General features: G+C 70.6%; 22 protein-coding genes. 5 read left to right on the forward strand and 17 right to left on the reverse strand.

Features of this window, described 5'->3' with window-relative positions; translation table 11 throughout:
- Positions 1–155 precede the first annotated feature (155 nt).
- Entirely contained in the window at positions 156–1,307 is a 1,152-nt protein-coding gene (locus AB0M27_RS39395) for a hypothetical protein (RefSeq protein WP_365729554.1), read from the reverse strand.
- A 140-nt stretch (positions 1,308–1,447) separates the two neighbouring features.
- On the opposite strand from AB0M27_RS39395, the gene AB0M27_RS39400 reads away from it, so the two are divergent.
- Positions 1,448–2,266: a DUF4253 domain-containing protein gene (locus AB0M27_RS39400; RefSeq protein ID WP_365729556.1), complete on the forward strand. Its 819-nt coding sequence runs from the start codon at positions 1,448–1,450 to the stop codon at positions 2,264–2,266.
- Between the two features lie 22 nt (positions 2,267–2,288).
- On the opposite strand, the gene AB0M27_RS39405 is transcribed toward AB0M27_RS39400, so the two are convergent.
- Both AB0M27_RS39405 and hemB read right to left on the reverse strand, forming a co-directional pair.
- On the reverse strand, positions 2,289–2,951 hold the full coding sequence (locus AB0M27_RS39405) for an ABC transporter permease (protein ID WP_365729558.1): 663 nt from the start codon (positions 2,949–2,951) through the stop codon (positions 2,289–2,291).
- A 125-nt stretch (positions 2,952–3,076) separates the two neighbouring features.
- The gene (gene hemB / locus AB0M27_RS39410) at positions 3,077–4,069 is read right to left on the reverse strand and encodes a porphobilinogen synthase (protein ID WP_365729560.1); all 993 of its coding nucleotides are present in this window, start codon (positions 4,067–4,069) and stop codon (positions 3,077–3,079) included.
- Positions 4,070–4,298: 229 nt separating this feature from the next.
- On the opposite strand from hemB, the gene AB0M27_RS39415 reads away from it, so the two are divergent.
- The gene (locus tag AB0M27_RS39415) at positions 4,299–5,291 is read left to right on the forward strand and encodes a phospholipase D-like domain-containing protein (RefSeq protein ID WP_365729562.1); all 993 of its coding nucleotides are present in this window, start codon (positions 4,299–4,301) and stop codon (positions 5,289–5,291) included.
- A gap of 42 nt (positions 5,292–5,333) precedes the next feature.
- Here the strand turns inward: AB0M27_RS39415 and AB0M27_RS39420 are convergent, their stop codons facing one another.
- The 5 genes from AB0M27_RS39420 to AB0M27_RS39440 form a co-directional block, all read right to left on the reverse strand.
- On the reverse strand, positions 5,334–7,046 hold the full coding sequence (locus AB0M27_RS39420; RefSeq protein WP_365729564.1) for a bifunctional uroporphyrinogen-III C-methyltransferase/uroporphyrinogen-III synthase: 1,713 nt from the start codon (positions 7,044–7,046) through the stop codon (positions 5,334–5,336).
- The gene (gene hemC, locus AB0M27_RS39425; RefSeq protein WP_365729565.1) at positions 7,043–8,038 is read right to left on the reverse strand and encodes a hydroxymethylbilane synthase; all 996 of its coding nucleotides are present in this window, start codon (positions 8,036–8,038) and stop codon (positions 7,043–7,045) included. The genes AB0M27_RS39420 and hemC overlap by 4 nt, the downstream gene beginning before the upstream one ends.
- On the reverse strand, positions 8,035–9,750 hold the full coding sequence (locus tag AB0M27_RS39430) for a glutamyl-tRNA reductase (protein ID WP_365729567.1): 1,716 nt from the start codon (positions 9,748–9,750) through the stop codon (positions 8,035–8,037). Before AB0M27_RS39430 ends, hemC begins: the two co-directional genes overlap by 4 nt.
- Positions 9,747–10,535: a redox-sensing transcriptional repressor Rex gene (locus AB0M27_RS39435; protein ID WP_365729569.1), complete on the reverse strand. Its 789-nt coding sequence runs from the start codon at positions 10,533–10,535 to the stop codon at positions 9,747–9,749. The genes AB0M27_RS39430 and AB0M27_RS39435 overlap by 4 nt, the downstream gene beginning before the upstream one ends.
- A 280-nt stretch (positions 10,536–10,815) precedes the next feature.
- Positions 10,816–11,097 carry a glutaredoxin family protein gene (locus tag AB0M27_RS39440; RefSeq protein ID WP_365729571.1) on the reverse strand — a complete coding sequence of 94 codons (282 nt, stop codon included), beginning with the start codon at positions 11,095–11,097 and terminating at the stop codon, positions 10,816–10,818.
- Positions 11,098–11,224: 127 nt separating this feature from the next.
- Here AB0M27_RS39440 and AB0M27_RS39445 point away from each other — a divergent pair, with 127 nt between their 5' ends.
- The 3 genes from AB0M27_RS39445 (at position 11,225) to AB0M27_RS39455 (ending at position 14,834) form a co-directional block, all read left to right on the forward strand.
- A complete protein-coding gene (locus AB0M27_RS39445; RefSeq protein ID WP_365729573.1) occupies positions 11,225–12,154 on the forward strand; it encodes an HAD-IB family hydrolase in 930 nt (309 codons plus the stop codon).
- Positions 12,155–12,593: 439 nt separating this feature from the next.
- The gene (locus AB0M27_RS39450; protein WP_365729575.1) at positions 12,594–13,364 is read left to right on the forward strand and encodes an ECF subfamily RNA polymerase sigma factor, BldN family; all 771 of its coding nucleotides are present in this window, start codon (positions 12,594–12,596) and stop codon (positions 13,362–13,364) included.
- 237 nt (positions 13,365–13,601) lie between these two features.
- Complete coding sequence (locus AB0M27_RS39455; protein WP_365729577.1) at positions 13,602–14,834, forward strand: DUF5667 domain-containing protein; 1,233 nt, start codon at positions 13,602–13,604, stop codon at positions 14,832–14,834.
- A gap of 95 nt (positions 14,835–14,929) precedes the next feature.
- On the opposite strand, the gene AB0M27_RS39460 is transcribed toward AB0M27_RS39455, so the two are convergent.
- The 9 genes from AB0M27_RS39460 to AB0M27_RS39500 all read right to left on the reverse strand — a co-directional run bounded on the left by AB0M27_RS39460 (position 14,930) and on the right by AB0M27_RS39500 (position 22,755).
- Positions 14,930–16,003, reverse strand: a complete 1,074-nt coding sequence (locus AB0M27_RS39460) for a lysophospholipid acyltransferase family protein (RefSeq protein ID WP_365729579.1) — start codon at positions 16,001–16,003, stop codon at positions 14,930–14,932.
- Between the two features lie 24 nt (positions 16,004–16,027).
- Positions 16,028–17,089: an NAD-dependent epimerase/dehydratase family protein gene (locus tag AB0M27_RS39465; protein WP_365729580.1), complete on the reverse strand. Its 1,062-nt coding sequence runs from the start codon at positions 17,087–17,089 to the stop codon at positions 16,028–16,030.
- Between the two features lie 212 nt (positions 17,090–17,301).
- Positions 17,302–17,400 (reverse strand): AURKAIP1/COX24 domain-containing protein, encoded by a 99-nt coding sequence (locus AB0M27_RS39470; protein WP_003948845.1) that lies wholly within the window; start codon positions 17,398–17,400, stop codon positions 17,302–17,304.
- A 147-nt stretch (positions 17,401–17,547) separates the two neighbouring features.
- Positions 17,548–17,760 (reverse strand): helix-turn-helix domain-containing protein, encoded by a 213-nt coding sequence (locus AB0M27_RS39475; RefSeq protein WP_159045602.1) that lies wholly within the window; start codon positions 17,758–17,760, stop codon positions 17,548–17,550.
- A 129-nt stretch (positions 17,761–17,889) separates the two neighbouring features.
- Entirely contained in the window at positions 17,890–18,705 is an 816-nt protein-coding gene (locus AB0M27_RS39480) for a phosphatase (RefSeq protein WP_365729582.1), read from the reverse strand.
- 116 nt (positions 18,706–18,821) lie between these two features.
- A complete protein-coding gene (locus tag AB0M27_RS39485; protein ID WP_365729584.1) occupies positions 18,822–19,994 on the reverse strand; it encodes an acetoin utilization protein AcuC in 1,173 nt (390 codons plus the stop codon).
- On the reverse strand, positions 19,945–21,156 hold the full coding sequence (locus AB0M27_RS39490; protein WP_365729585.1) for an MFS transporter: 1,212 nt from the start codon (positions 21,154–21,156) through the stop codon (positions 19,945–19,947). The genes AB0M27_RS39485 and AB0M27_RS39490 overlap by 50 nt, the downstream gene beginning before the upstream one ends.
- A gap of 81 nt (positions 21,157–21,237) precedes the next feature.
- Positions 21,238–22,017, reverse strand: a complete 780-nt coding sequence (locus tag AB0M27_RS39495; RefSeq protein WP_365729587.1) for a VC0807 family protein — start codon at positions 22,015–22,017, stop codon at positions 21,238–21,240.
- Positions 22,018–22,110: 93 nt separating this feature from the next.
- Positions 22,111–22,755, reverse strand: a complete 645-nt coding sequence (locus AB0M27_RS39500) for an HAD family hydrolase (protein ID WP_365729589.1) — start codon at positions 22,753–22,755, stop codon at positions 22,111–22,113.
- Positions 22,756–22,861 lie beyond the last annotated feature (106 nt).

The following is a 22,861-nucleotide window of genomic DNA, read 5'->3' on the forward strand; positions in this document are numbered from 1 at the left end:
CCGTGCCGCCGGACGCGGCGAGTACGCGGGCGACCAGGACATCCAAAACCGTTCGGGGTGTCCGCAGTGACCAGGCGTGGGTCCAAGACTCACTCTGCTCACTGACTAGGAACGGTTTGCCTCACCTCTTCTCCCAGGTGACCGCTGGGCCGGGGTCACCTGCTTACGAGGCTGCCCTGCGCAGGATCTCCGCGTGGTCGTCTGCCTCGGTGGCCGCGAGGGGCACGCTGGGGCCACAGCAGGACGTACGCCGCCGAGCCGATGCAGAACGCCAGGCGGATGAAGCCCCGGGTGGCGTCCGACGGGATCAGCAGCGCGCTGCCGTAGAGGGAGATCAGCGCGATCCAGCTGACCCACGGGACCAGGCGGCGCTGGCCGATGGAGTCCCAGATCAGGGTGCCCAGGAGGACCGAGGCGTTGTAGTACGTGTACACGCTGGGGTCGAGGAGGACGCGGGCGTCGGCGGCCAGGAAGACCACCGCCGGCCAGCGGCCCCGTCGTACCGCCAGGGCGCCGAGACCCATGCCCAGGGCCATCTGCGCGGGGCGGTCCCACCACGGGGTCACGGGGTCGTCCACGCCGAACCAGCGCAGTGAGGACGCCGGTTGGTTGGGGATCGTGAAGCGGGCCGCGTGCAGGGTTTCCAGGTGGGTCAGGTAGAAGGGGAGCCAGGCTGCGGCCACCAGGGCGACGGTCCAGGCCGTCGAGCGCAGGCGGGACGGACGGGGCAGGGCCAGCAACAACGGCAGGAAGCCGACCGCCCAGGGCTTGGAGTCGACCGCCAGGGCCAGGAACACGCCCACCGCCGTCACGTTGCCCCGGACCAGTGCGCGGACCGCGAGCGTGGTGAAGAACAGGGCCAGGACGTCGTCGAGGTGGGCGAAGCGGACCGAGACCTCGACCCACATGGGGATGAAGGCCGCCCCGGCGACCAGGACGCGTTGCTGGAGGCGTTTGTGGTTGACGCCGGTGCCGAGGTAGTGGTCGGCGGCGGCCCGGCCGACCAGGACGAGCATGTACAGACCGAGCCCGGACATGAACGCGTCGGCCAGTTTCTCACCCAGGTCGGGCGGGAACGGTGCGAAGAGGCCCGCGACCAGGAAGCTGACCGGGCCGATCTGCAGCTCGGGGTGGTTGGCGTAGAGGGCGAGGCCGCCGCCGGAGGCCTGGCCGAAGAGCAGTTGCTCGCCCTGGCGCAGATAGTGCCAGGACACGGCCGCGTGGCGTTCGGCCACCACGAACCAGACGGTCGTCCACAGCGTGAGCAGCACGATGTGCCACCGCACCGGGTAACGCCCGATCCGCACGTTCCTCCGTCCTTCCCCTCACACGGTCACCGAGTCCCCGCCCATCACAACACCCCCCGGTAAGAGCGGCTGCGGCGCCCGTGGGTTCATCGCAACCCAGCTCAACGGCGTTGTCAGTGGCGTCGCTTACAGTCACCGGCATGGCGACTCTTCCCAACCCGCTGCCCAAGCTGGCCACCGACCCCAGCGGCCGTACCCTCGGGCTTCAGCTGCCGCCCGGCAGGCTCGTCGACCTGACGCACGACGGCCCCTGGCACGCACCTCTCCTGTGGCACGCGGAGAAGCCGGCCGCGCCGGGCACGTGGAAGGCGCTGGGCGCGCCGGCGGCCCGCGCCGGTCTGCTGCCGGTGCTCGTGGACCTGGCCGCGTCCCGGGGCGGACCGGAGGACTGGGCGCTGCGGCCTGGCGAGACGTCGTACCCGGGCGATCACGACGCCGAGGACGTCCTGGCGGAGTACTGGGCGGAGGAGACCGAGGACGGCGAGATCGCCGGGGAGATCGAGCCGTTCGGGGGCGAGTGGCCCGGCCTCGCCCCGGCGGGCTCGCTCTCCGCGGACCCGGACACCCGCGCCGCGCAGGTCGCCGATGCGCTCAGGGGCGGTCGGGGCGCGGTGATCGAGGAGGCACATCTCGCCCTGGTCCCGGCCCGCCGGTCCGCCGACATACCGGCGGCGATCGGCTGGACCGGGCCGGTGAACTACGAGAGCGACGTGGCCCGGGTCTGCGCGGTGCTGCGTTCCTGGGAGGACCGCTTCGGCATACGGGTGGTCGCCCTCGGCCTGGACACCCTCGTCGTCTCGGTGGCGGCTCCGCCGACCACCGAGGAGGACGCCCAGGCGGTGGCGGCGGAGCACTTCGCGTTCTGCCCGGACAACGTGCTCCAGGGCGAGCAGGACACCTTCCGCGCCTACGCGAAGGACCTGATAGGGGCGCTCACCTGGACCTTCTGGTGGGACTGAGCCTGCGGTAAGGCCGGCGTCCTCACGCATCCCGCAGTCGCAGCACCGCGCCGCCCGCGAGCAGCGCCGCCGTCGTCCACAGGGCCAGCACCCCGAGGCCGGTCCAGGGGCCGATGGGAAGCTGCCGGAGATCCGTCGTGGCCCGGACCGCCAGGCCGGCCGGCATCGGGCCGATCCGGGTGAGGAGTCTTCTGAGGCCGGCGTCGGTGACGACATGGGTGAGGAGCGGGAAGAGGTACAGCAGGCCGAGGACGGTGCCCGTCGCCACCGCCGCGTCCCGGACCGCCGTGGCGAGGCCCAGGGCCAGCAGGGCGACGAGGACCAGGTACAGGACCGAGCCGGCGCAGGCCCGCAGGGTCGTCGCCGTGAGCGGGAAGGCGGCGGTGGGCAGGGCGCCGCGCGCCGCCAGGGCCGAGGCGAGGACCGCGGGCAGGCCCGCGACGAGGGTCGCGCCGGCGACGACGGCGGCCTTGGCGGCCAGCACGGTGGCGCGGCCCGGTACCGCCGCGAGCGTGGTGTGTATCAGGCCGGTGCCGTACTCGTTGCCGATGACCAGGACGGCGAGGACAGCGGCGACGGCCTGGCCCAGGGTCACGCCGGTGAGGGACAGCCGCACCGGATCCGGGGCGCAGTCGTCCGGGTGCAGTGGGCGGTCGCCCGGCTCCGCCGAAAACTCGGCAGCCACCGGTGATCACGACACCGACGATCGGCTACCGGATCACCGCCCCGGACACCTGACCGACCGGGCTGCCACAGCTTCCGCCACACGGCCCGCCGTCCGCGCGCACCGGCCCGCCCTCCGTACGCCGGCTAGCGCAGCTTCTGTGCCACCTCGGTAGCCCAGTACGTGAGGATGCTCCGGGCCCCGGCCCGCTTGATGCCGGTGAGCGTCTCGAAGATGGCCCGGTCCCGGTCCACCCAGCCCTTCTCGGCGGCGGCCTCGATCATCGAGTACTCGCCGGAGATCTGGTAGGCGGCGACGGGCACGTCCACGGCGTCCGCGACCCGGGCGAGGATGTCGAGGTACGGTCCGGCCGGCTTGACCATGACCATGTCCGCGCCCTCTTCCAGGTCGAGGGACAGCTCCCGCAGGGACTCGCGCCAGTTGGCGGGGTCCTGCTGGTAGGTCTTGCGGTCGCCCTGGAGCGAGGAGGCGACGGCCTCGCGGAAGGGGCCGTAGAAGGCGGACGAGTACTTGGCGGTGTAGGCGAGGATCGCCACGTCCTCGCGCCCGATCTGGTCGAGCGCGTCGCGGGTGACGCCGATCTGGCCGTCCATCATCCCGCTCGGGCCCACGACATGGGCACCGGCGTCGGCCTGCACCTGGGCCATCTCGGCGTACCGCTCCAGGGTCGCGTCGTTGTCGACACGGCCCTCGGCGTCCAGGACCCCGCAGTGCCCGTGGTCGGTGAACTCGTCCAGGCACAGGTCGGACATGACGAGCAGGTCGTCGCCGACCTCGGCGCGTACGTCCCGGATCGCGACCTGCAGGATGCCGTCCGGGTCGGTGCCCGCGGTGCCCTGCGCGTCCTTCTTGGCCTCCTCCGGCACGGCGAACAGCATGATCCCGGAGATCCCGGCCTGCACGGCCTCCAGCGCGGCCTTCTTCAGGCTGTCGCGGGTGTGCTGGACGACACCGGGCATGGCGGCGATCGGCACCGGCTCGCTCACGCCCTCCCGGACGAACGCCGGGAGGATGAAGTCGGCCGGGTGCAGGCGCGTCTCGGCGACCATACGGCGCATGACGGGCGATGTGCGCAGCCGCCGGGGACGCGTACCGGGGAAGGATCCGTACTTCGTCATGCCTTCTACGCTACGCCCGCCCGGCCCCCGTCTTTGCCGACGCCGTGTCGGCCCGCTCACCGACTCCTAGACAGCCCACAGCGAGCCCATTCAGGGCAAACCGGCGCCGTCATACGAAGTCTTTGCGCTCTCCTGGCGATCCCTGGAACCGCGCGCCTCCCCAGCGTTCTACGCGCGTGGTGTCATGCCCGCGCCACCCCCTCCCCGTGCGCTCACCTAGGAGTCACGCATGCTGCGGAAGGTCCTCACCCGCGCGGCCATCGCCCTCACCGCCGGCGCCGCCGTCGTCGCCACGGCCGTCCCCGCCAACGCCGCGAGCTACTCGGCCTTCGCCTTCTCCCAGACCGGCAGCCAGCCGACGATCTACGACTTCATCAACTCGGCCACCAGCACGCTCGACATGACGATGTACGAGCTGGAGGACACCACGGCCGTCAACGACCTCATAGCCCTGAAGAACAAGGGCGTCACGGTCCGCGTCATCCTCGACCGCCAGCACAAGACCGCCAACAACTCGGCGTACACGTCCCTGACGAACGCGGGCGTAGGCGTGGTCTGGTCGTCCTCGGCCTTCGTCTACACCCACCAGAAGACGATCACCGTCGACGGCGTCAAGTCCCTGGTCATGACCGGCAATCTGACGGCGCAGTACTACACGACCAGCCGCGACTACGGCGTCTTCACCGACGACACGCGCGACGTCGCCGCCATCGAGAAGGTCTTCAACGCCGACTACACGGCCACGTCGGTCACCCCGACCGACGGCGACCACCTCCTGTGGTCCCCCAACGACTCCCGCAACCGCCTGGTGTCCTTCATCAACTCCGCGACCAAGTCCCTCGACGTGGAGGAACTGGAGTTCAGCGACAGCACGGTGGTCAACGCGATCGTGGCCCGCGCCAAGGCGGGCGTGAAGGTCCGCGTGGTCCTGGAGAATCCTTCCAGCTACTCCAGCGAGGTCTCCGCCATCAAGGCCGCCGGCGGCACGGTCGTCGGCTACTCCGACCCCAACGGCTTCTACATCCACGCCAAGGCCATGGTCGCCGACTACGGCCTGTCCACCCAGGAGGTCGAGGCCGGCTCCATGAACATCAGCAGCAACTCCCTGAGCAACAACCGGGAGCTCGGCATCATCCTCACCGGCACGGGCGTGGCCCAGCCGGTGGCACAGACGGTCGAGACGACCTTCAACAGCGACTACGCGGGCGGTACGGCGGCGTAGCGGGCGTATGAAAGGCGGGTGCCGTACGGCACCCGCCTTTTCTCAGGTGGTCGTACGGCGCCTGCGCGCCCCCGGCCGCCGCTCGCTCGGCCGCGTCACCGGGTCTCCGTTCTCCACCGCGGCGGCGCGCCGCTTCAGCCCGAAGTCGGCCAGCGCCTCGGCCAGCTTGTGCACGGACGGCTCCGGTGCCATGACGTCGACCCGCAGCCCGTGCTCCTCGGCCGTCTTCGCCGTAGCCGGGCCGATGCAGGCGATCACCGTCACGTTGTGCGGCTTGCCCGCGATACCGACCAGGTTCCGGACCGTGGAGGAGGACGTGAAGAGGACCGCGTCGAAGCCGCCGCCCTTGATCGCCTCGCGGGTCTCGGCCGGTGGAGGCGAGGCGCGGACCGTCCGGTAGGCGGTCACGTCGTCGACCTCCCAGCCCAGCTCGATGAGCCCGGCGACGAGCGTCTCGGTGGCGATGTCGGCGCGCGGCAGGAACACCCGGTCGATCGGGTCGAACACCGGGTCGTACGGCGGCCAGTCCTCCAGCAGACCCGCGGCCGACTGCTCCCCGCTCGGCACCAGGTCCGGCTTCACGCCGAAGGCGACCAGCGCCTTGGCCGTCTGCTCGCCCACCGCGGCCACCTTGATGCCCGCGAAGGCACGCGCGTCGAGGCCGTACTCCTCGAACTTCTCCCGCACCGCCTTCACCGCGTTGACCGACGTGAAGGCGATCCACTCGTAGCGGCCCGTCACCAGGCCCTTGACCGCCCGCTCCATCTGCTGCGGGGTGCGCGGCGGCTCCACCGCGATCGTCGGGACCTCGTGCGGCACCGCGCCGTAGGACCGCAGCTGGTCGGAGAGCGACGCCGCCTGCTCCTTCGTGCGCGGCACGAGCACCTTCCAGCCGAACAGCGGCTTGGACTCGAACCACGACAGCTGGTCGCGCCGGGCGGCGGTGGAACGCTCACCGACCACGGCTATCACCGGCCGGCCACCGTCCGGCGACGGCAGCACCTTCGCCTGCTTCAGGGTCTGCGCGATCGTGCCGAGCGTCGCCGTCCAGGTGCGCTGACGGGTGGTCGTACCGGCGAACGTCACCGTCAGCGGGGTGTCCGGCTTGCGGCCCGCCGAGACCAGCTCGCCCGCCGCCGCGGCCACGGAGTCCAGGGTCGTCGAGACGACCACCGTGCCGTCGGAGGCGCCCACCTCCGTCCAGCACCGGTCGGAGGCCGTACGGGCGTCCACGAACCGGACGTCCGCGCCCTCGGCGTCCCGCAGCGGCACACCGGCGTACGCGGGCACGCCGACCGCCGCCGCGACACCGGGAACCACCTCGAAGGGCACCCCGGCGGCGGCGCAGGCGAGCATTTCCCCGGCCGCGTACGTATCAAGTCCGGGGTCCCCGGACACCGCACGGACGACCCGCCTGCCGCCCCGCGCAGCCTCCATGACAAGATGAGCGGCATCCCGGGCAGCAGCCGGGACAGCGGCGGTTGTTGACGTGCCGTCAACGACCGTCAGCTGGGGCGTGCCCGTGCCCGGCGGCGAGACCGAAGAGGGAACGGCGTCGGTCTGCACGACGGAGACGCCCTGTCGGGCGTGCGTCCGGATGACGTCGAGCACCTCGTGCTCGGCGACCAGGACGTCCGCGCTCGACAGCGCCTCCACGGCGCGCAGAGTCAGCAGTCCCGGATCTCCGGGTCCGGCACCCAGGAAGGTGACGTGCCCGTGTTCCGGACCGGCGGCAGGAAGGGCGGTGGGGCTCACTGTGCTCGCTCCCCCATCAGACCGGCCGCGCCCTGGGCGAGCATCTCGGTGGCGAGGTCGCGACCGAGTGCCAGCGCCTGGTCGTGCGTCTGGGGCACGGGACCGGTGGTGGACAACTGCACCATGCGGGTGCCGTCGGTCGTGCCGACGACGCCGCGCAGGCGCATTTCCTTGACAATCTGCCCGTCGGCCTGGGGGTCCCCCCGCTCGAGCGGAGCCGAGAGTGGGGGAAGGTCGGCCAGCGCGCCCACAGGGGCGCTGCAGCCGGCCTCCAGGGCGGCGAGCAGTGACCGTTCGGCGGTCACGGCGGCCCGGGTGAACGGGTCGTCGAGTTCACCGAGCGCCGCGATCAGGTCCGCGTCGTCCGCGGCACACTCGATCGCCAGGGCCCCCTGGCCGGGGGCGGGCAGAACCGTGTCGACCGACAGGAAGTCGGTCACCTCGTCGATCCGGCCGATCCGGTTCAGTCCGGCGGCGGCCAGGACGACGGCGTCGAGTTCGCCGTCGTGGACGTACCGGATCCGGGTGTCGACGTTGCCGCGTATCGGGACCGTCTCGATGTCCAGGCCGTGGGCGCGGGCGTACGCGTTCAGCTGCGCCATGCGGCGCGGCGCACCGGTGCCGATGCGCGCGCCGCGCGGCAGGTCGGTGAACTTCAGCGCGTCCCGGGCGACGATCACGTCCCGCGGGTCCTCGCGCACCGGTACGGCGGCCAGGGCCAGTTCCTCGGGCTGCGTGGTCGGGAGGTCCTTGAGCGAATGAACCGCGAAGTCGATCTCGCCCCGTATCAGCGCGTCGCGCAGCGCCGTGACGAACACGCCGGTGCCGCCGATCTGCGCGAGCGCCTCGCGGGAGACATCGCCGTACGTGGTGATCTCGACCAGCTCCACGGGCCGCCCGGTCACCCGGCGGACGGTCTCCGCCACCTGCCCGGACTGGGCCATGGCGAGCTTGCTCCGCCTGGTTCCCAGTCTCAAAGCCTTCTCAGTCATGCCGGTCGGTCCTTCTTGTCTGTGCTGTCCTCGGCCCGGGAGACGGAGGCGACCGTCTCGGGGTCGAGGTCGAACAGGGTGCGCAGCGCGTCCGCGTACCCGGCTCCGCCGGGCTCGGCCGCGAGCTGCTTGACCCGTACGGTCGGCGAGTGCAGCAGCTTGTCGACGACCCGGTGCACGGCCTGCCGGATCTCGCCGCGCTGGCGTTCGTCCAGGTCGGGCAGGCGGCCGTCGAGCCGCGCGATCTCACTGGCGACGACGTCGGCGGCCATGGTGCGCAGCGCGACCACGGTCGGCGTGATGTGCGCCGCCCGCTGGGCCGCTCCGAAGGCCGTGACCTCGTCGGAGACGATACGCCGAACCTCGTCGACGTCGGCCGCCATCGGGGCGTCGGCGGAGGCTTCCGCCAGCGACTCGATGTCCACGAGCCGCACCCCGGCCAGCCGGTGCACGGCCGCGTCGATGTCCCGGGGCATGGCCAGGTCGAGCAGGAAGAAGAAGGGCGCCGGGCGCTCGGCCGGCGGCTCCGGCCTGCGCCGCTCGGGGATCCGGCCCACGGTCGCGGCGGTCGCGGCGAGCGCGGTGATCAGCTCGGCGTCCGCCTCGGGGCTGCGGCGGCCCGGGCGGTCGATCGTTTTGCCTGCGGCCCAGGCCGCGTGCTGCTCCAGGGTGGCCGCGTCCATGCCGGCGACGGCGGCCTCGCCCATGAGGGAGAAGCCGGGCTGTACGGCGGCCAGGTCCAGGGGGCAGTTCTCGTCGGTGCCGACGGTGGTGGGCGGCAGGGGGGCCGCGGTGGCCTTCGGGGTCGTACGGGCACTGCGGTCATCGGTCGTACGAGCGCTGTCGGCGACCTCGGCGACGGGGGTGCCGGTGCGGCCCTCGACCGCCTGTGCGACCGCCTCCGCCGTGAGCACCAGGCCGGTCGCCCCGGTGCAGGAGACGACGACGTCGGCACGTGTCAGCTCGCCCGGCACGGCGTCCATCCGTACCGCGCGGGCGGTCACCGCGTTGTCGTCGGCCTCGGTCAATATCCGGGCGAGCCGCTCGGCGCGCTCGAAGGTGCGGTTGGCGACGACGACCTCGGCGACCCCGGCCCGCGCCAGCGTGGCGGCGGCCAGCGAGGACATCGATCCGGCGCCGATGACCAGCGCCTTCTTGCCCGCGGCCCAGTCCTCGACGGCTCCGCCGGCGGCCAGCTGCTCCAGGCCGAAGGTGACCAGGGACTGGCCGGCGCGGTCGATGCCGGTCTCGGAGTGGGCGCGCTTGCCGACCCGCAGACCCTGCTGGAACAGGTCGTTCGTCAGCTTGCCGACGGTGTGCAGCTCCTGCGCCTTGGCCAGCGAGTCCTTTATCTGCCCGAGGATCTGGCCCTCGCCGACGACCATCGAGTCCAGGCCGCAGGCCACCGAGAACAGGTGGTGGACGGCCCGGTCCTCGTAGTGCACGTACAGATAGGGGGTGAGCTCCTCCAGGCCGACGCCGCTGTGCTGGGCGAGCAGCGTGGACAGCTCGGCGACACCGGCGTGGAACTTGTCCACGTCGGCGTACAGCTCGATGCGGTTGCAGGTGGCGAGCACCGCGGCCTCGGTGGCCGGCTCGGCGGCGACCGTGTCCTGCAGCAGCTTGATCTGGGCGTCCGTGCTCAGCGCTGCCCGCTCCAGCACGCTGACCGGCGCGCTGCGGTGGCTCAGTCCGACGACGAGGAGACTCATGCCGGCATCACGGCGGGTACGTCCCCGTCGGGCCCCTGGTCGGCGGAATCGTCGGCGGCTGCGCCGCGGGGAGCGGCCGCGGGCAGCGTGCCCTCGCCCACCGCGGTCTCCATGGGGGTCTCCTCGCCGGCCTTGCGCTGCTCGTGGAAGGCGAGGATCTGCAGTTCGATCGAGAGGTCGACCTTGCGCACGTCGACGCCGTCCGGGACGGACAGCACGGTCGGCGCGAAGTTCAGGATGGAGGTGACCCCGGATGCCACGAGCCGGTCGCAGACCTGCTGGGCGGCACCGGCGGGGGTGGCGATGACGCCGATGGACACCCCGTTGTCCTTGATGATCTTCTCTAGCTCGTCCGTGTGCTGCACGGGGATGCCCGCGACCGGCTTTCCGGCCATCGCCGGATCGGCGTCGATCAGTGCGGCCACCCGGAAACCACGGGAGGCGAACCCGCCGTAATTGGCCAGGGCGGCGCCGAGGTTACCGATACCGACGATCACAACCGGCCAGTCCTGGGTCAGGCCGAGTTCACGGGAGATCTGGTAGACGAGATACTCCACGTCGTAGCCGACACCGCGCGTTCCGTAGGAGCCCAGGTACGAGAAGTCCTTGCGCAGCTTGGCGGAGTTGACCCCCGCCGCGGCCGCCAGCTCCTCGGAGGAGACCGTGGGTACCGAGCGCTCCGACAGTGCGGTCAGGGCTCGGAGGTACAGCGGAAGCCTGGCGACGGTGGCCTCGGGAATCCCTCGGCTACGGGTCGCCGGTCGGTGTGTTCGGCCAGTTGCCACGGTGCTCCTGCGGGTAGAGCGGGGCTGCAGGCGGTCATACGTCCCCAGACCGCCCCGTCGACAGCAGGCTATGTCTTTGTGAACGCGTGCACAAAGATGGTGTCCGATTTGCCCGGCAGAAGTGACCGGCGTCACGCACCTGTCACGCCCTCGACGGGAACCGGTGCATACACACCGACGCTCCTTCGTTACTGGGGGCAAAACCGCACACTCTCCTCACGAATCCCGCCCCCGAGATCAGACCGCCGTCGATCCTAAGCGACTTTCCGGCCGGTTTGGACTAGTCGGTCAGTGCCCGGCGCAGCCGCTCCTCGTTCACGCGCCAGAAGGTGTGCTGTTCACCATCGATCAGTACGACCGGGATCTGCTCCCAGTACTGGTCGTGGAGGTCTCGGTCCTCGGTGATGTCCTTCTGCTCCCAGGACACGCCGAGTTCTCCGCAGACCTTCTCGATCACGACCCGCGCGTCGTCGCAGAGATGACAGCCGGGCTTGCGGATCAGCGTGACGAGCCGGTCACGGGGATCGGCGGCGTCGACCTTACGGCGGAAAAGTGGACTCATACCGGCCATTGTCGCGCGTGCCGCGCACGCTTCGGATCAGCTCTTTAACGGCTCGGTCGCGGAGAGTTCACACGCATCCAACCTCTGGACTGCCGGAAGCACCGAACAAACTGGCTATGCTCACGACATGGCCGCTCTCGGATGGCTCACTCCCCGTAGGCGCTCCGCCACGGCGCGCAGCGTGTTGGCAGGCGAGGCCTCGGCGGAGGCTGCCCGCAAGTCCTCGCAGGAGGCGCAGGAAACCCCGCAGGCCGCCGACAGGGAACCGGAGTTCCCCGTCATCGGCGACGACAAGGCGGCTGCCTTCTTCGACCTCGACAACACCGTCATGCAGGGCGCCGCGTTGTTCCACTTCGGCCGGGGCCTGTACAAGCGGAAGTTCTTCGAGACGCGCGACCTCGCCAAGTTCGCCTGGCAGCAGGCCTGGTTCCGGCTGGCCGGTGTCGAGGACCCCGAGCACATGCAGGACGCCCGCGACTCGGCGCTGTCGATCGTCAAGGGTCACCGGGTCGCCGAGCTGGAGTCGATCGGCGAGGAGATCTACGACGAGTACATGGCCGACCGCATCTGGCCCGGCACCCGCGCCCTGGCCCAGGCCCACCTGGACGCCGGGCAGAAGGTGTGGCTGGTCACGGCGGCCCCGGTGGAGATCGCCCAGGTGATCGCCCGCCGCCTGGGCCTCACCGGCGCGCTCGGCACGGTGGCCGAGTCGGTGGACGGCATCTACACCGGCAAGCTGGTCGGCGAGCCGCTGCACGGCCCTGCGAAGGCGGAGGCGGTCCGCGCGCTGGCCGCGGCCGAGGGCCTCGACCTCTCCCGCTGCGCCGCCTACAGCGACAGCCACAACGACATCCCGATGCTCTCCCTCGTCGGCCACCCCTACGCCATCAACCCCGACGCCAAGCTGCGCAAGCACGCCCGCGAGAAGGACTGGCGCCTGCGGGACTACCGCACCGGCCGGAAGGCGGCCAAGGTCGGCATTCCGGCGGCGGCGGGCGTGGGCGCGGTGGCCGGTGGCACCGCGGCGGCGATCGCGCTGAGCCGTCGGCGCCGATAAGTCCTGGTCGGCGGGGCACGGAGCACCGCACAAGTCCTGGTCGGCCGGCACGGATCACCGCCGTAGGGGCCGTGCGTCGTTGCCGGGCGGGTCCGCCGTGGCCGGTCGCGCGGTTCCCCGCGCCCCTCGGGTACTCACCGCCCCGCCCTCCGGCATGCCGCCATACGCAGCTGCGCCCGGATTATGCCGCGGCCACTTCAACACGCGCTGTACCTCGCCGAAACCGGCCAGATTTCGGTCAACAAGCGATCAGACTACGGCACTTGAGGTGGCGTCAATCGGTAACAGATGCGACGCAATCGATGATTTGAGCAACTCGGTGTAGCAGTGCCTGCACGAAGCGTTATTCTCCTCAGACGCAATCCGGTACCCCTCCGTCGCTACGACGGGTGAAAGGTCCCGCACTGCACGTGATGGAAGCTCTGCCTCTGGGAGTCCCGTGTACCCACACGTCGGGGTTGACGCCTCGGGCCTGGCTACGCTGCGCGCAACGGTCAAACTGACGCTGCGCGGCCTCGTCCCCACCGCGTACGCCGTCCCCGCCCTCGCCACCGCCGCGCCCGTCGGCCCGTGCTACGCACTGGCTGAAGGCAGCGCCACCGTGGGTAAACGAGGGCGCTCCACCGGCGCCGCCACCACCCGCCGCCCGGCCGCGGACAGCGACAGCGCCCGGATGATGGACCTGGTCGAGCGCGCCCAGGCCGGCGAGGCCGAGGCCTTCGGCCGGCTGTACGACCAGTACAGCGACACGGTGTACCGGTACATCTACTACCGCGTCGGCGGCCGGGCCACCGCCGAGGACCTGACGAGCGAGACCTTTCTGCGGGCCTTGCGCAGGATCGGCACCTTCACCTGGCAGGGCCGCGACTTCGGAGCCTGGCTGGTGACGATCGCCCGCAACCTCGTCGCCGACCACTTCAAGTCCAGCCGCTTCCGCCTGGAGGTCACCACCGGCGAGATGCTCGACGCCAACGAGGTCGAGCGCTCCCCGGAGGACTCCGTCCTGGAGTCGCTGTCGAACGCCGCCCTGCTGGACGCCGTACGCCGGCTCAACCCGCAGCAGCAGGAGTGCGTGACACTCCGCTTCCTCCAGGGCCTCTCCGTCGCCGAGACCGCCCGCGTCATGGGCAAGAACGAGGGCGCCATCAAGACCCTCCAGTACCGCGCCGTACGCACGCTGGCCCGTCTGCTGCCGGACGACGCCCGCTGAAAGACAGGCAACTCTCGGCAACACTCAACTCACGTTCCGTGAACGCCCGTTGCCTTTACGATCCGGGCATCCGCCGTGCGTAACCCAAATGCCGCGCCAGTCGTTGTGCGGGATACAGGCTCCCTGTGGTCACGTCCTGGCCGACCCTGATCGCTCGATCGCGTGAAGTGGTCGCGGGCGTGCAACCCTCAGGACCCCCTGGGGAGTCGACCGTCATGACGAGAGGAGGTGCCGCCAGTGATCGCGAACGTATCGGCGCACCGGCGGGCGAACGCCTTCGCCCAGGCCCTGGAAGAACAGTCCGACCGGGACACGGCGGCAGAGCAGTCCGTACCACCGGCGGGTTCGCCGCCGACCGCCGAGGAGCGGACCGAGCGGGGCGAGCTGCTGGCCCTGGCATCGGACCTCGGCGCGCTGCCGAAGCCACACCTCGATCCCGAGGTCAAGGTCGTGCAGCGCGCCCAGCTGGTGGCCGCGATGGAGGCCATGCTCCAGGAGGGCACCGGGGCGGCGGACGCGTCCGTACCGGAACAACGCTCTTCCCGGTCCCGGGGCGCGCACCGGGCGAGCCCGCTGGGCAAGCTCCGCCCGCGTTCCCGGCTGACCAAGGGGCTCGCGGCGGGCGGACTCAGCGTGGGCGTGGCCGCGGGAGCCTTCGGCGGAGTCGCCGCCGCGAGCTCGGACGCCCTTCCCGGTGACTCCCTCTACGGCCTCAAACGCGGCATCGAGGACTTCAAGCTCAACTACCTGGCCAACGGCGCCGACCAGCGCGGCCAGACCTACCTCGACCAGGCCTCCACCCGGCTCAACGAGGCCCGCCGGCTGCTGGAGCGCGGCCGCGGCGGCCACCTGGACCACGAGTCCATCGGCGAGATCCGCCGCACGCTCTCCGGCATGCAGCAGGACGTCACCGAGGGCCACCGCCTGCTCCACGAGGCGTATGAGGCCGACCCCAAGTCGCTCGGCCCGATCCAGGCGCTGTCCACGTTCTCCCGTTCCCACCGCGAGGCCTGGAGCGCGCTCAGCGACAAGCTGCCCGTGCAGCTCGGGGATGTCAAAGAGCAGGTGTCGTCGGTGTTCGACGCCATAGACCAAGAGGTCGCCCCGCTGCAGTCCCTGCTCCCGCAGGCACCCGCCCAGGGCGGCGACGGCAAGCGTCAGGGCTCCGGCTCGGCCTCCACCGGCTCCTCCGGCAGCCACCGGTCGACTGCGCCCAGCTCCTCCGGCACCACCCCGTCCTCCGGCCGGCACGCACGCCCGGGCGACCCGAGCGGCTCCGCCACCGGCAGCAGCGGCGAGGGTCTGCTCGGCGGCGACACGGGCGGCCTGCTGGACCCACCGAAGACGGGCACCGGCACCAGCGCCCCGTCCACCAGCAAACCCCCTTCCACCGCCCCCGACATCACCCTTCCCCCGCTCCTCCCCGGCCTCCTGCCGGGCCTGGGCATCGACAGCGAGGACACGCACTGACGCCGATACGGCAACGACACCGGGGGCGCCCCACCCGAGCGGGGCGCCCCCGGTGTCGTTGCCGTACGCGGGCGGGTTGGCGGGTGGGCAAGAACTCAGAAGAACACCGAGCGCCGCTGCACCAACAGCTTGTACAGCGTGTGCTGAATCTGCTCCCGCACCTGGTCGGTCAGGTTGAACATCAGCATCGGATCCTCGGCCGCCTCCGCCGGATACCCGTCCGTCGGAATCGGCTGCCCGAACTGAATCGTCCACTTGGTCGGCAACGGAATCGCACCGAGCGGCCCCAGCCACGGAAACGTCGGCGTCAGCGGGAAGTACGGGAAGCCCAGCAACCGCGCCAGCGTCTTCGCGTTGCCGATCATCGGGTAGATCTCCTCCGCCCCCACGATCGAGCACGGAATGATCGGCACCCCCTGCCGCAGCGCGGTCGACACAAAGCCGCCCCGCCCGAACCGCTGCAACTTGTACCGTTCGCTGAAAGGTTTCCCGATGCCCTTGAAGCCCTCCGGCATCACCCCGACCAGCTCACCCTGAGCCAGCAGCCGCTCGGCGTCCTCCGCGCAGGCCAGGGTGTGCCCCAGCTTGCGGGCCAGCTCGTTGACCACCGGCAGCACGAAGACCAAGTCGGCGGCCAGCAGCCGTAGATGACGGTCGGCCGGATGGCGGTCGTGCACCGCGACCTGCATCATCAGCCCGTCCAGCGGCAGCGTCCCGGAGTGGTTGGCGACGATCAGCGCCCCGCCCTCCGCCGGGATGTTCTCGATGCCCTTCACCTCGACCCGGAAGTACTTCTCGTACACCGGCCGCAGCAGCGACATCAGGACCTGGTCGGTCAGCTCCTCGTCGTAACCGAAGTCGTCGACGTCGTAGTCCCCGGTCAGCCGGCGCCGCAGAAAGGCCAGCCCGGCCGCCACACGCCGCTCCAGGCCGCCGTCCCGCCCGTCGGCACCCGACCGCTCCAGCGGCTCCTCCGGCTTCTCCTCGCGGCTCACAGGCCCATCTTCCCGTGCCCGGCCCCGACCCGGCAGGGGCTGGACCTCACCCATCTCCCCGGCCTCACCGAGGCCGCCGCGTCGGCTGCCCGTGCTCCGGCGCCGCGCCGGGCGCTGCACCGCGCCCCCGCGGGACCGGTCGTCGTCGAACGGAATGACCTTGGCGTCCGCCATCGTTGCTGCGCTCCTCGGTTGGCGCTAGTCGGCGCTGTGCGTCGTGGGCCGGCCGCCGCCCCTGGCGGCCAGCGCGGCGATCCGGTCGACGGCCCCCGTGAGGGCCTCCGGCGGCACCAGCCCGGGTCCCTGGCCGCGTGCGAAGTCCGCGAACGTCTCCGCCGTCGTGTACCTGGGCGTGAAGCCCAGCGTGTCGCGCATCTGGACCGTGTCCACCACCCGCCCGTGCGTGAGCAGCCGGATCTGCTCCGGCGAGAAGTCCGTCATACCGAGCGTACGCACCAGCGAACCCGCCCAGGTGACCGCCGGCAGCAGCAGCGGCACGGTCGGCCGCCCGAGCCGCCGGGAGCACTGCGAGAGCAGCAGCACACCGTCCCCGGCGATGTTGAACGTGCCGCTGTTGAGGGTGCCCCGGCGCGGTTCGTGCGAGGCGATCCTGAGCACCTCGACGACGTCGTCCTCGTGCACGAACTGCAGCCGCGGATCGTAGCCGAACACGGTCGGCAGGACGGGCAACGCGAAGTAGGAGGCGAGCGGGGTGTCGGCGGCCGGCCCGAGGATGTTGGCGAACCGCAGCACGCACACGGCGACGTCCGGCCGCCGCCGGGCGAACCCGCGCACATAGCCCTCGACCTCGACGGTGTCCTTGGCGAAGCCGCCGCTCGGCAGCGACTTCGGCGGGGTCGTCTCGGTGAACACGGCGGGATCCCGCGGCGCGGACCCGTAGACATTGGTGCTGGACTTCACCACCAGCCGCTTCACGCTCGGCGACTTCTGGCAGGCGCCGAGCAGCTGCATGGTGCCGATGACGTTGGTCTCCTTGACCGTGGCCCGGTTGCCGCTGCCCAGCGCCGTGCCGGTCACGTCCATGTGGACGACCGTGTCGGCGCCCGTCTCTGCCAGCACCCGGGCGATGGTCGGCTGCCGGATGTCGGCCTGGATGAAGTCCGCCCCGCCCAGATGGTGCGCCGGCGGCACCGCGTCCACGGCGATCACCCGGTCGACCTCCGGATCCCGCTGGATCCGCCGTACGAACCGGCCGCCCAGTTGCCGGGCCACTCCGGTGACGAGCACGACCTTCCCCAAGATCAGCGCCTTCCCTCGTACGTGATGCGTACGGCCAACCTAGCGGGTCGATGTTGCGCTGTGATGACCGCCCGATGCACGAAGTGACGGAAATTCACTCATCGGCATATGACGGGTTCCCGGAGCATGCCTGGTTCCCCGGATGTGCCTGTGGCCCCCCATCGTGCCGATGGGAGGCCACAGATACGCGTGACACGCTCTCGCGACGCCGCTTACTTCTTGTTGCGGCGCTGAACGCGCGTGCGCTTGAGCAGCTTGCGGTGCTTCTTCTTGGCCATCCGCTTGCGCCGCTTCTTGATAACAGAGCCCACGACTACCCTCGCTCACTTCTCATCACTCGGTTGTTTGGGCGCCATGGGCCCACACGACCTACGAGGGGCTAGCCTACCCAACCAAGCGCCGAGGTCGTAATCGAGGGTGGTACCCCGGGGCACCCGGGGGTCACCACGGGGTTGCCGTCAGGCTGTCTCCACCCCCACATAGCTGTCACGGAGGTACTCGTGTACCGCTTGCTCCGGGACACGGAACGACCGCCCGACCCGGATCGCGGGCAGATGACCGCTGTGCACCAGGCGGTACACGGTCATCTTCGACACTCGCATCACCGAGGCGACCTCCGCCACGGTAAGGAACACGACCTCGTTCAGAGGCCTCTCGTCAGCTGCAGCCATGACACACCTGAACCTTCCGCACTCGACGGCCACCGGCTTCCCCTTCCGGTGACTCTTCGTCGTTGCGTGCTCACTCCCCAATGTAGGGGCGGGTGATGCAAGTGGGGAAGAGGTGCACCCATCGCAGGCCTACTGTGACAGACGCGCTCGTTTGAGTACGTAGCGGGTGAGAGGCCGGTAGTACTCGGACCGCACGGCGTCATCAACCGGAACGACGACGGACACGCGCCCCTCCGCCTCCCCCACGAACAGCGCCGGATCGTCGGTGTCGGCCAGCCCGATTGCCTCGAACCCCAGCTGACCAGCAGCGCAGACCCACCCGTGATCCCCGACGACCAGCTCGGGCAACGGCCCCCCACCCTCCGCCGCGGCCTCCAGCACGACCCGAACCGGCAGCGGCGAATGACTGTGCACGCCAGGCTCACAACCGGGGCGCCCATCGCCGGTTTCCCGCACCAACCCAACCCGCCGTGCGTAGCCGAGGTGATGCGTACGTAGACCGAACTGGGTCAATATGTCGACACGACGACCCTGCGCGGGAGTGAGCACGTCACACCCCGCCGCCGAGAGCGCGTCCGCCAAGCCGGCGTAGAACCCGAGCAGCCGCTGCGGATGCCCGGTCCCGAACAACACGGGTGCGCCGCGCCTGGCCACCTCCCGGATCCGCCCCGCGAAGAGATCCAGCGCGGCCAGCGTCCGCTCCGGATCGATCACATCCGGCCCCGAAGTGTGCCGAGGGTCGCCCGAGACCCCACACTTCTCCGCCATCAGCTCAAGCAACTCCGCCTGCCCCCAGGCCCCTTCGGGATCGATCCCGATCAGCACCCGAGGATCCCGGGCCGCGAACAGCCGATAACTCCGCAGACTGTCCTCCCGAGAGGTCCCCACCTCCCCGGCAAGCCGAACAGCCAGCAGATGCGCGCGCAGAGCTCCGCTGGTCAACACGGATGCGATGGTGACGCATGGGAGGAGGGGACGGGCGGGAATCCGGGGAAATGCGCACGGTTGGCGTACACACCAGAGAGCCATCGTGCCGCCGGGAGCCCGTACCCCCTGGTCGTTCAGGGCAGCAGGCCGCGCAACGGAAACGCCGCCCGACGTGTAGCCCGTACGGCCTGATCCAAGCGATCAGCGGGGTCGTACCCGGCCTCCCAGGACGCCCAGCTCACCGGCCACCGCCCATCGGTCATGCGCTGCGGCCCCAACTGCCGGGTCCGAGCGAACACCTCCTGCCGCCACGCCTCCGGGATCATCGCCTCCGGCGCCACCGGCCTCCCCGCAGCGATCCCCACCAGATGCGTCCAGGACCGCGGCACGACATCGACCACCGCGTATCCACCGCCCCCGAGCGCGACCCACTTCCCCCCGGCGTACTCATGCGCCATCTCATGACACGCCACCTGCACAGCCCGCTGCGCGTCCAACGACACAGCGAGGTGCGCGAGCGGATCCTCGAAGTGCGTATCCGCCCCGTGCTGCGACACCAGCACCTGCGGCCGGAACTCCGCCAGCAGCTCCGGCACCACCGCATGAAACGCCCGCAACCACCCCGCGTCCCCGGTCCCCGCCGGCAGGGCGAGATTCACGGCCGCTCCCTCACCTGCCCCGGCGCCCGTCTCCTCCGGCCAGCCCGTCTGCGGGAACAACGTACGAGGATGCTCGTGCAACGAGATCGTCAGAACCCGCGGATCCTCCCAGAACGCCGCCTGCACCCCGTCCCCGTGATGCACGTCGACATCCACATACGCGACCCGCTCGGCCCCCAGCTCCAGCAGCCGGGCGATGGCCAGCGAGGCGTCGTTGTAGATACAGAACCCCGAGGCCCCACCCGGCATCGCATGATGCAGACCGCCCGCGAAGTTCACGGCGTGATCGGCGTCGCCGCGCCACACCGCCTCCGCCGCCCCCACCGACTGCCCGGCGATCAGCGCGGACACCTCGTGCATCCCCGCGAACGCGGGATCATCAAGAGTCCCCAGCCCGTACGACCCATCGGCCCCCGCCGGGTCCGCCGACGCCGCCTTCACCGCGTCGATGTAGTCCTCGCGATGGACCAGCCGCAGCGTCGACTCCCCCGCCGGCTTGGCCGCGACGACCTCCATCTCCCGGTCGAGCCCGAAGGCACCCACCAGTTTCCGGGTCAGTGCCAGCCGGACCGGATCCATCGGATGGTCCGGGCCGAAGTCATAGCCCGTTACTGCCTCGTCCCACATCAGCTGTGCGCGGCCGCTCATGACCGCCACCGTATCGGTCAGGTCGAGCGGCGAACGACCTGGCGTACACCAACGTCACCAGCACCAACACCATCGGCACGAGCATGGCGCCCCGATAGCTCCAGGCATCGCCCAGAGCACCCACCAACGGCGAACCGATCAGAAAACCCACGTAATTGAAAATGTTCAGCCGCGCGATGGCCGCATCCGAAGCTCCCGGGAACAGCCGCCCCGCGGCCGCGAACGTCTGCGGCACCAGCACGCACAGCCCCAGACCCAAGAGTGTGAATCCGAGCATCCCGACCCACGCTCCGGGCGCCGAGGCCACCACCGCGAACCCGCCGGCCGCCACCAGCGTCCCGAGCCGTACGACCGCCACGGCCCCGAACCGCCGTACCCCGAAGTCCCCGATGGTCCGCCCCAGCAGCGTGGTCACCATGTACACGTTGTACGGCACCGTCGCCAGCTGCTCCGAGCTGCCCAGCACGTCCTTCAGATACTTCGCGCTCCAGTTGGAGACGGTCGAGTCCCCGATGTAGGCGAAGGTCATCACCAGACACAGCGGCAGCAGCAGCTTGAAGACGACACCCGCGCCCTGGCCCTGTTCCTCCCCCACGGGTGCCGGACCCCCGTCGACGTACCACCGGCTCCCCACGAGCGTCGCCGGCAGCAGTACGGCCACCACCGGCAGATACGACACCCACAGCGCGAGATGCCAGTGCGCCCCGGCCCACGCCAGCGAGGCCCCCAGGATCCCGCCCAGGCTGTACGCGGCATGGAAACTGAGCATGATGCTGCGCCCGTACGACCGCTGCAGGCTCACCCCGAGCATGTTCATGGAGGCGTCCAGCGCCCCCACGGCCAGCCCGAACGCGCCCAGCGCCACCGCCAGCTCCGCGATGTGGCCGCCCGCCCCGGCGCCGAGCAGCGCCAGCAGTACGACCGGCTGGGACCAGCGCAGCAGCCGGCTGGGCCGTATTCGCTTCACCAACTGCTCAGTGGTCACACTGCCGACACCGGCGAGGATCGGTACGGCGGCCAGGAAGACCGGCAGCAGCGCGTCGGAGACGCCGTACCGGTCCTGGATGGCCGGGATCCGCGTCACCAGCAGGGCGAAGGTGGCGCCCTGAGCGAAGAAGCTGAACGCCAGCGCGGCCCTGCCGCGCCGCAGCACATCAGTCATGGCGGCGAGCGTAGGGCCCCGGGCTACCTGTGGGTAGATCCAGCCAAAGATGAATTTCCTTCAGCTTTACCGAGTGAAGGCTCAGGCGGCGTCAGCGACTTCGGGCGTCCCGGCCTCGGACGTCCCGGCCGCCGGCGTCCCGGCCCTGGCAGCCTCGGCCCTGCCCGCCTCGACCTCGGCGGCCAGCATCTCCTCCATCGGCACGACGGCCAGGCCCCCGCTCACCACGAACCCGATCACCATCGCACCGATGAGGAAGACACTGCCGAGCCACACCATCGTGTCCACGGGAATGGTGTACGCACCCACGACCCGGGCGACACACTCGGCGAGCAGCACCAGCCCCCAGACGACCGAGAACGCCTTCTCCTTGCTCCGGAAGGCCGCGGACCGGTCCGAGGTCCCGGAGACGAGCCCCTCCCAGGCGGCCTCCTTGACCGCGTCCCCCTTCACCAGGAAAGGCTTCATACCCGCGGTCATCATCGGCTTCCCCAGCCACACGGAGACGAGGATCCCGAAGGCGACGACACTGCTGACCCCGCTGTCCTTGGCGAGCATCAGCCGCGGGTCACCGGACACGAAGCTCAGCAGCAGGGAGACGACGTTGACGACCAGGATGAGCCCGGCCAGGGCGTTGGTCCTCCGCTCCTTCACCAGGCCCCACACGGTTCGCAGCGCCGGCACCACGCTGCTCCAGGCCAGCGCCGCGAAGGTGCTCATCCCGAAGGCGTCCTTGAAGAGGTAGTACGAGCCGAGCGGCACCGCCACGTCCAGGACCAGCGGCTTGAAGTTGTCCAGCACACTCGGGTTCTGCTTCCGCTGCCGCTCGGTCCGGCCCTGGGCCCCCGTGTTCTTCGCCATGCCCTCAGCTTCGCCGCCATGGGGGGTGCGCCAGTAGAAACGATCGTCCGGACGTCCGCATGACAATTGTCAGGCGCCGGACGATGGCTTCCGTCAAACCAGCAGGTCAGCCAACTCGCCCATGGTGGAGAAGAGTTGGTCGGCGCCCGCCAGCTTCGCCGCCGGCGTCATCGCGGTGAACCCGTAGACCGTCATCCCGGCCGCCACCGCCGCCTGGACGCCCAGCGGGGAGTCCTCCACGACCAGGCACCGTTCCGGCGCCACCCCCATGCGCTCCGCGGCGTACAGGAAGAGATCGGGCGCGGGCTTCCCGCGCCCCACGTCCTCGGAGCTGAAGATCCGCTCCTGCGCGAACCACCGGTCGAGCCCGGTCGTACGGTGCCCGACCCGGATCCGCGCATGACTCCCGGAGGAAGCCACGCAGTACGGCACCTCGTCCGCGGCCAGCTTCTCCAGTACGCCGGCCACGCCCGCCACGGGCCGCAACTCCCGCTCGAACGCGGCGAACACGCGCGCGTGGAACACGTCGTCGAAGTCGTCCGGCAGCCGCTGTCCGGTCCGCTCCAGCACGAGCTCATGGATCCGGTGCATCGCCGAGCCCATGTAGTCCCGGATGGAGTCCTCGTACGACGTCGGGTACCCCAACTCGGTCAGATAGCCGGCCAGCAGCCGGTTGGAAATGGGCTCGCTGTCGACGAGCACGCCGTCGTTGTCGAAGATGACGAGGTCATAGCGCATGGACCAACCCTAAACGCAGAAAGGCCCACGCCGGACGGCGTGGGCCTTTCTCAAAGATTGTTCGGCGGCGTCCTACTCTCCCACAGGGTCCCCCCTGCAGTACCAT

It is taken from the genome of Streptomyces sp. NPDC052107 (assembly GCF_040680215.1).
Lineage (GTDB): Bacteria > Actinomycetota > Actinomycetes > Streptomycetales > Streptomycetaceae > Streptomyces.

Coding starts and splice junctions, on each gene's coding strand:
- AB0M27_RS39415 (WP_365729562.1), top strand. CDS start 4,299: ATGCTGCGGAAGGTCCTCACCCGCGCGGCCATCGCCCTCACCGCCGGC.
- AB0M27_RS39490 (WP_365729585.1), bottom strand. CDS start 21,156: ATGACTGATGTGCTGCGGCGCGGCAGGGCCGCGCTGGCGTTCAGCTTC.
- hemC (WP_365729565.1), bottom strand. CDS start 8,038: ATGACTGAGAAGGCTTTGAGACTGGGAACCAGGCGGAGCAAGCTCGCC.
- AB0M27_RS39495 (WP_365729587.1), bottom strand. CDS start 22,017: ATGGCGAAGAACACGGGGGCCCAGGGCCGGACCGAGCGGCAGCGGAAG.
- hemB (WP_365729560.1), bottom strand. CDS start 4,069: ATGACGAAGTACGGATCCTTCCCCGGTACGCGTCCCCGGCGGCTGCGC.
- AB0M27_RS39485 (WP_365729584.1), bottom strand. CDS start 19,994: ATGAGCGGCCGCGCACAGCTGATGTGGGACGAGGCAGTAACGGGCTAT.
- AB0M27_RS39475 (WP_159045602.1), bottom strand. CDS start 17,760: ATGGCTGCAGCTGACGAGAGGCCTCTGAACGAGGTCGTGTTCCTTACC.
- AB0M27_RS39460 (WP_365729579.1), bottom strand. CDS start 16,003: ATGGCGGACGCCAAGGTCATTCCGTTCGACGACGACCGGTCCCGCGGG.
- AB0M27_RS39445 (WP_365729573.1), top strand. CDS start 11,225: ATGGCCGCTCTCGGATGGCTCACTCCCCGTAGGCGCTCCGCCACGGCG.
- AB0M27_RS39430 (WP_365729567.1), bottom strand. CDS start 9,750: ATGAGTCTCCTCGTCGTCGGACTGAGCCACCGCAGCGCGCCGGTCAGC.
- AB0M27_RS39400 (WP_365729556.1), top strand. CDS start 1,448: ATGGCGACTCTTCCCAACCCGCTGCCCAAGCTGGCCACCGACCCCAGC.
- AB0M27_RS39500 (WP_365729589.1), bottom strand. CDS start 22,755: ATGCGCTATGACCTCGTCATCTTCGACAACGACGGCGTGCTCGTCGAC.
- AB0M27_RS39440 (WP_365729571.1), bottom strand. CDS start 11,097: ATGAGTCCACTTTTCCGCCGTAAGGTCGACGCCGCCGATCCCCGTGAC.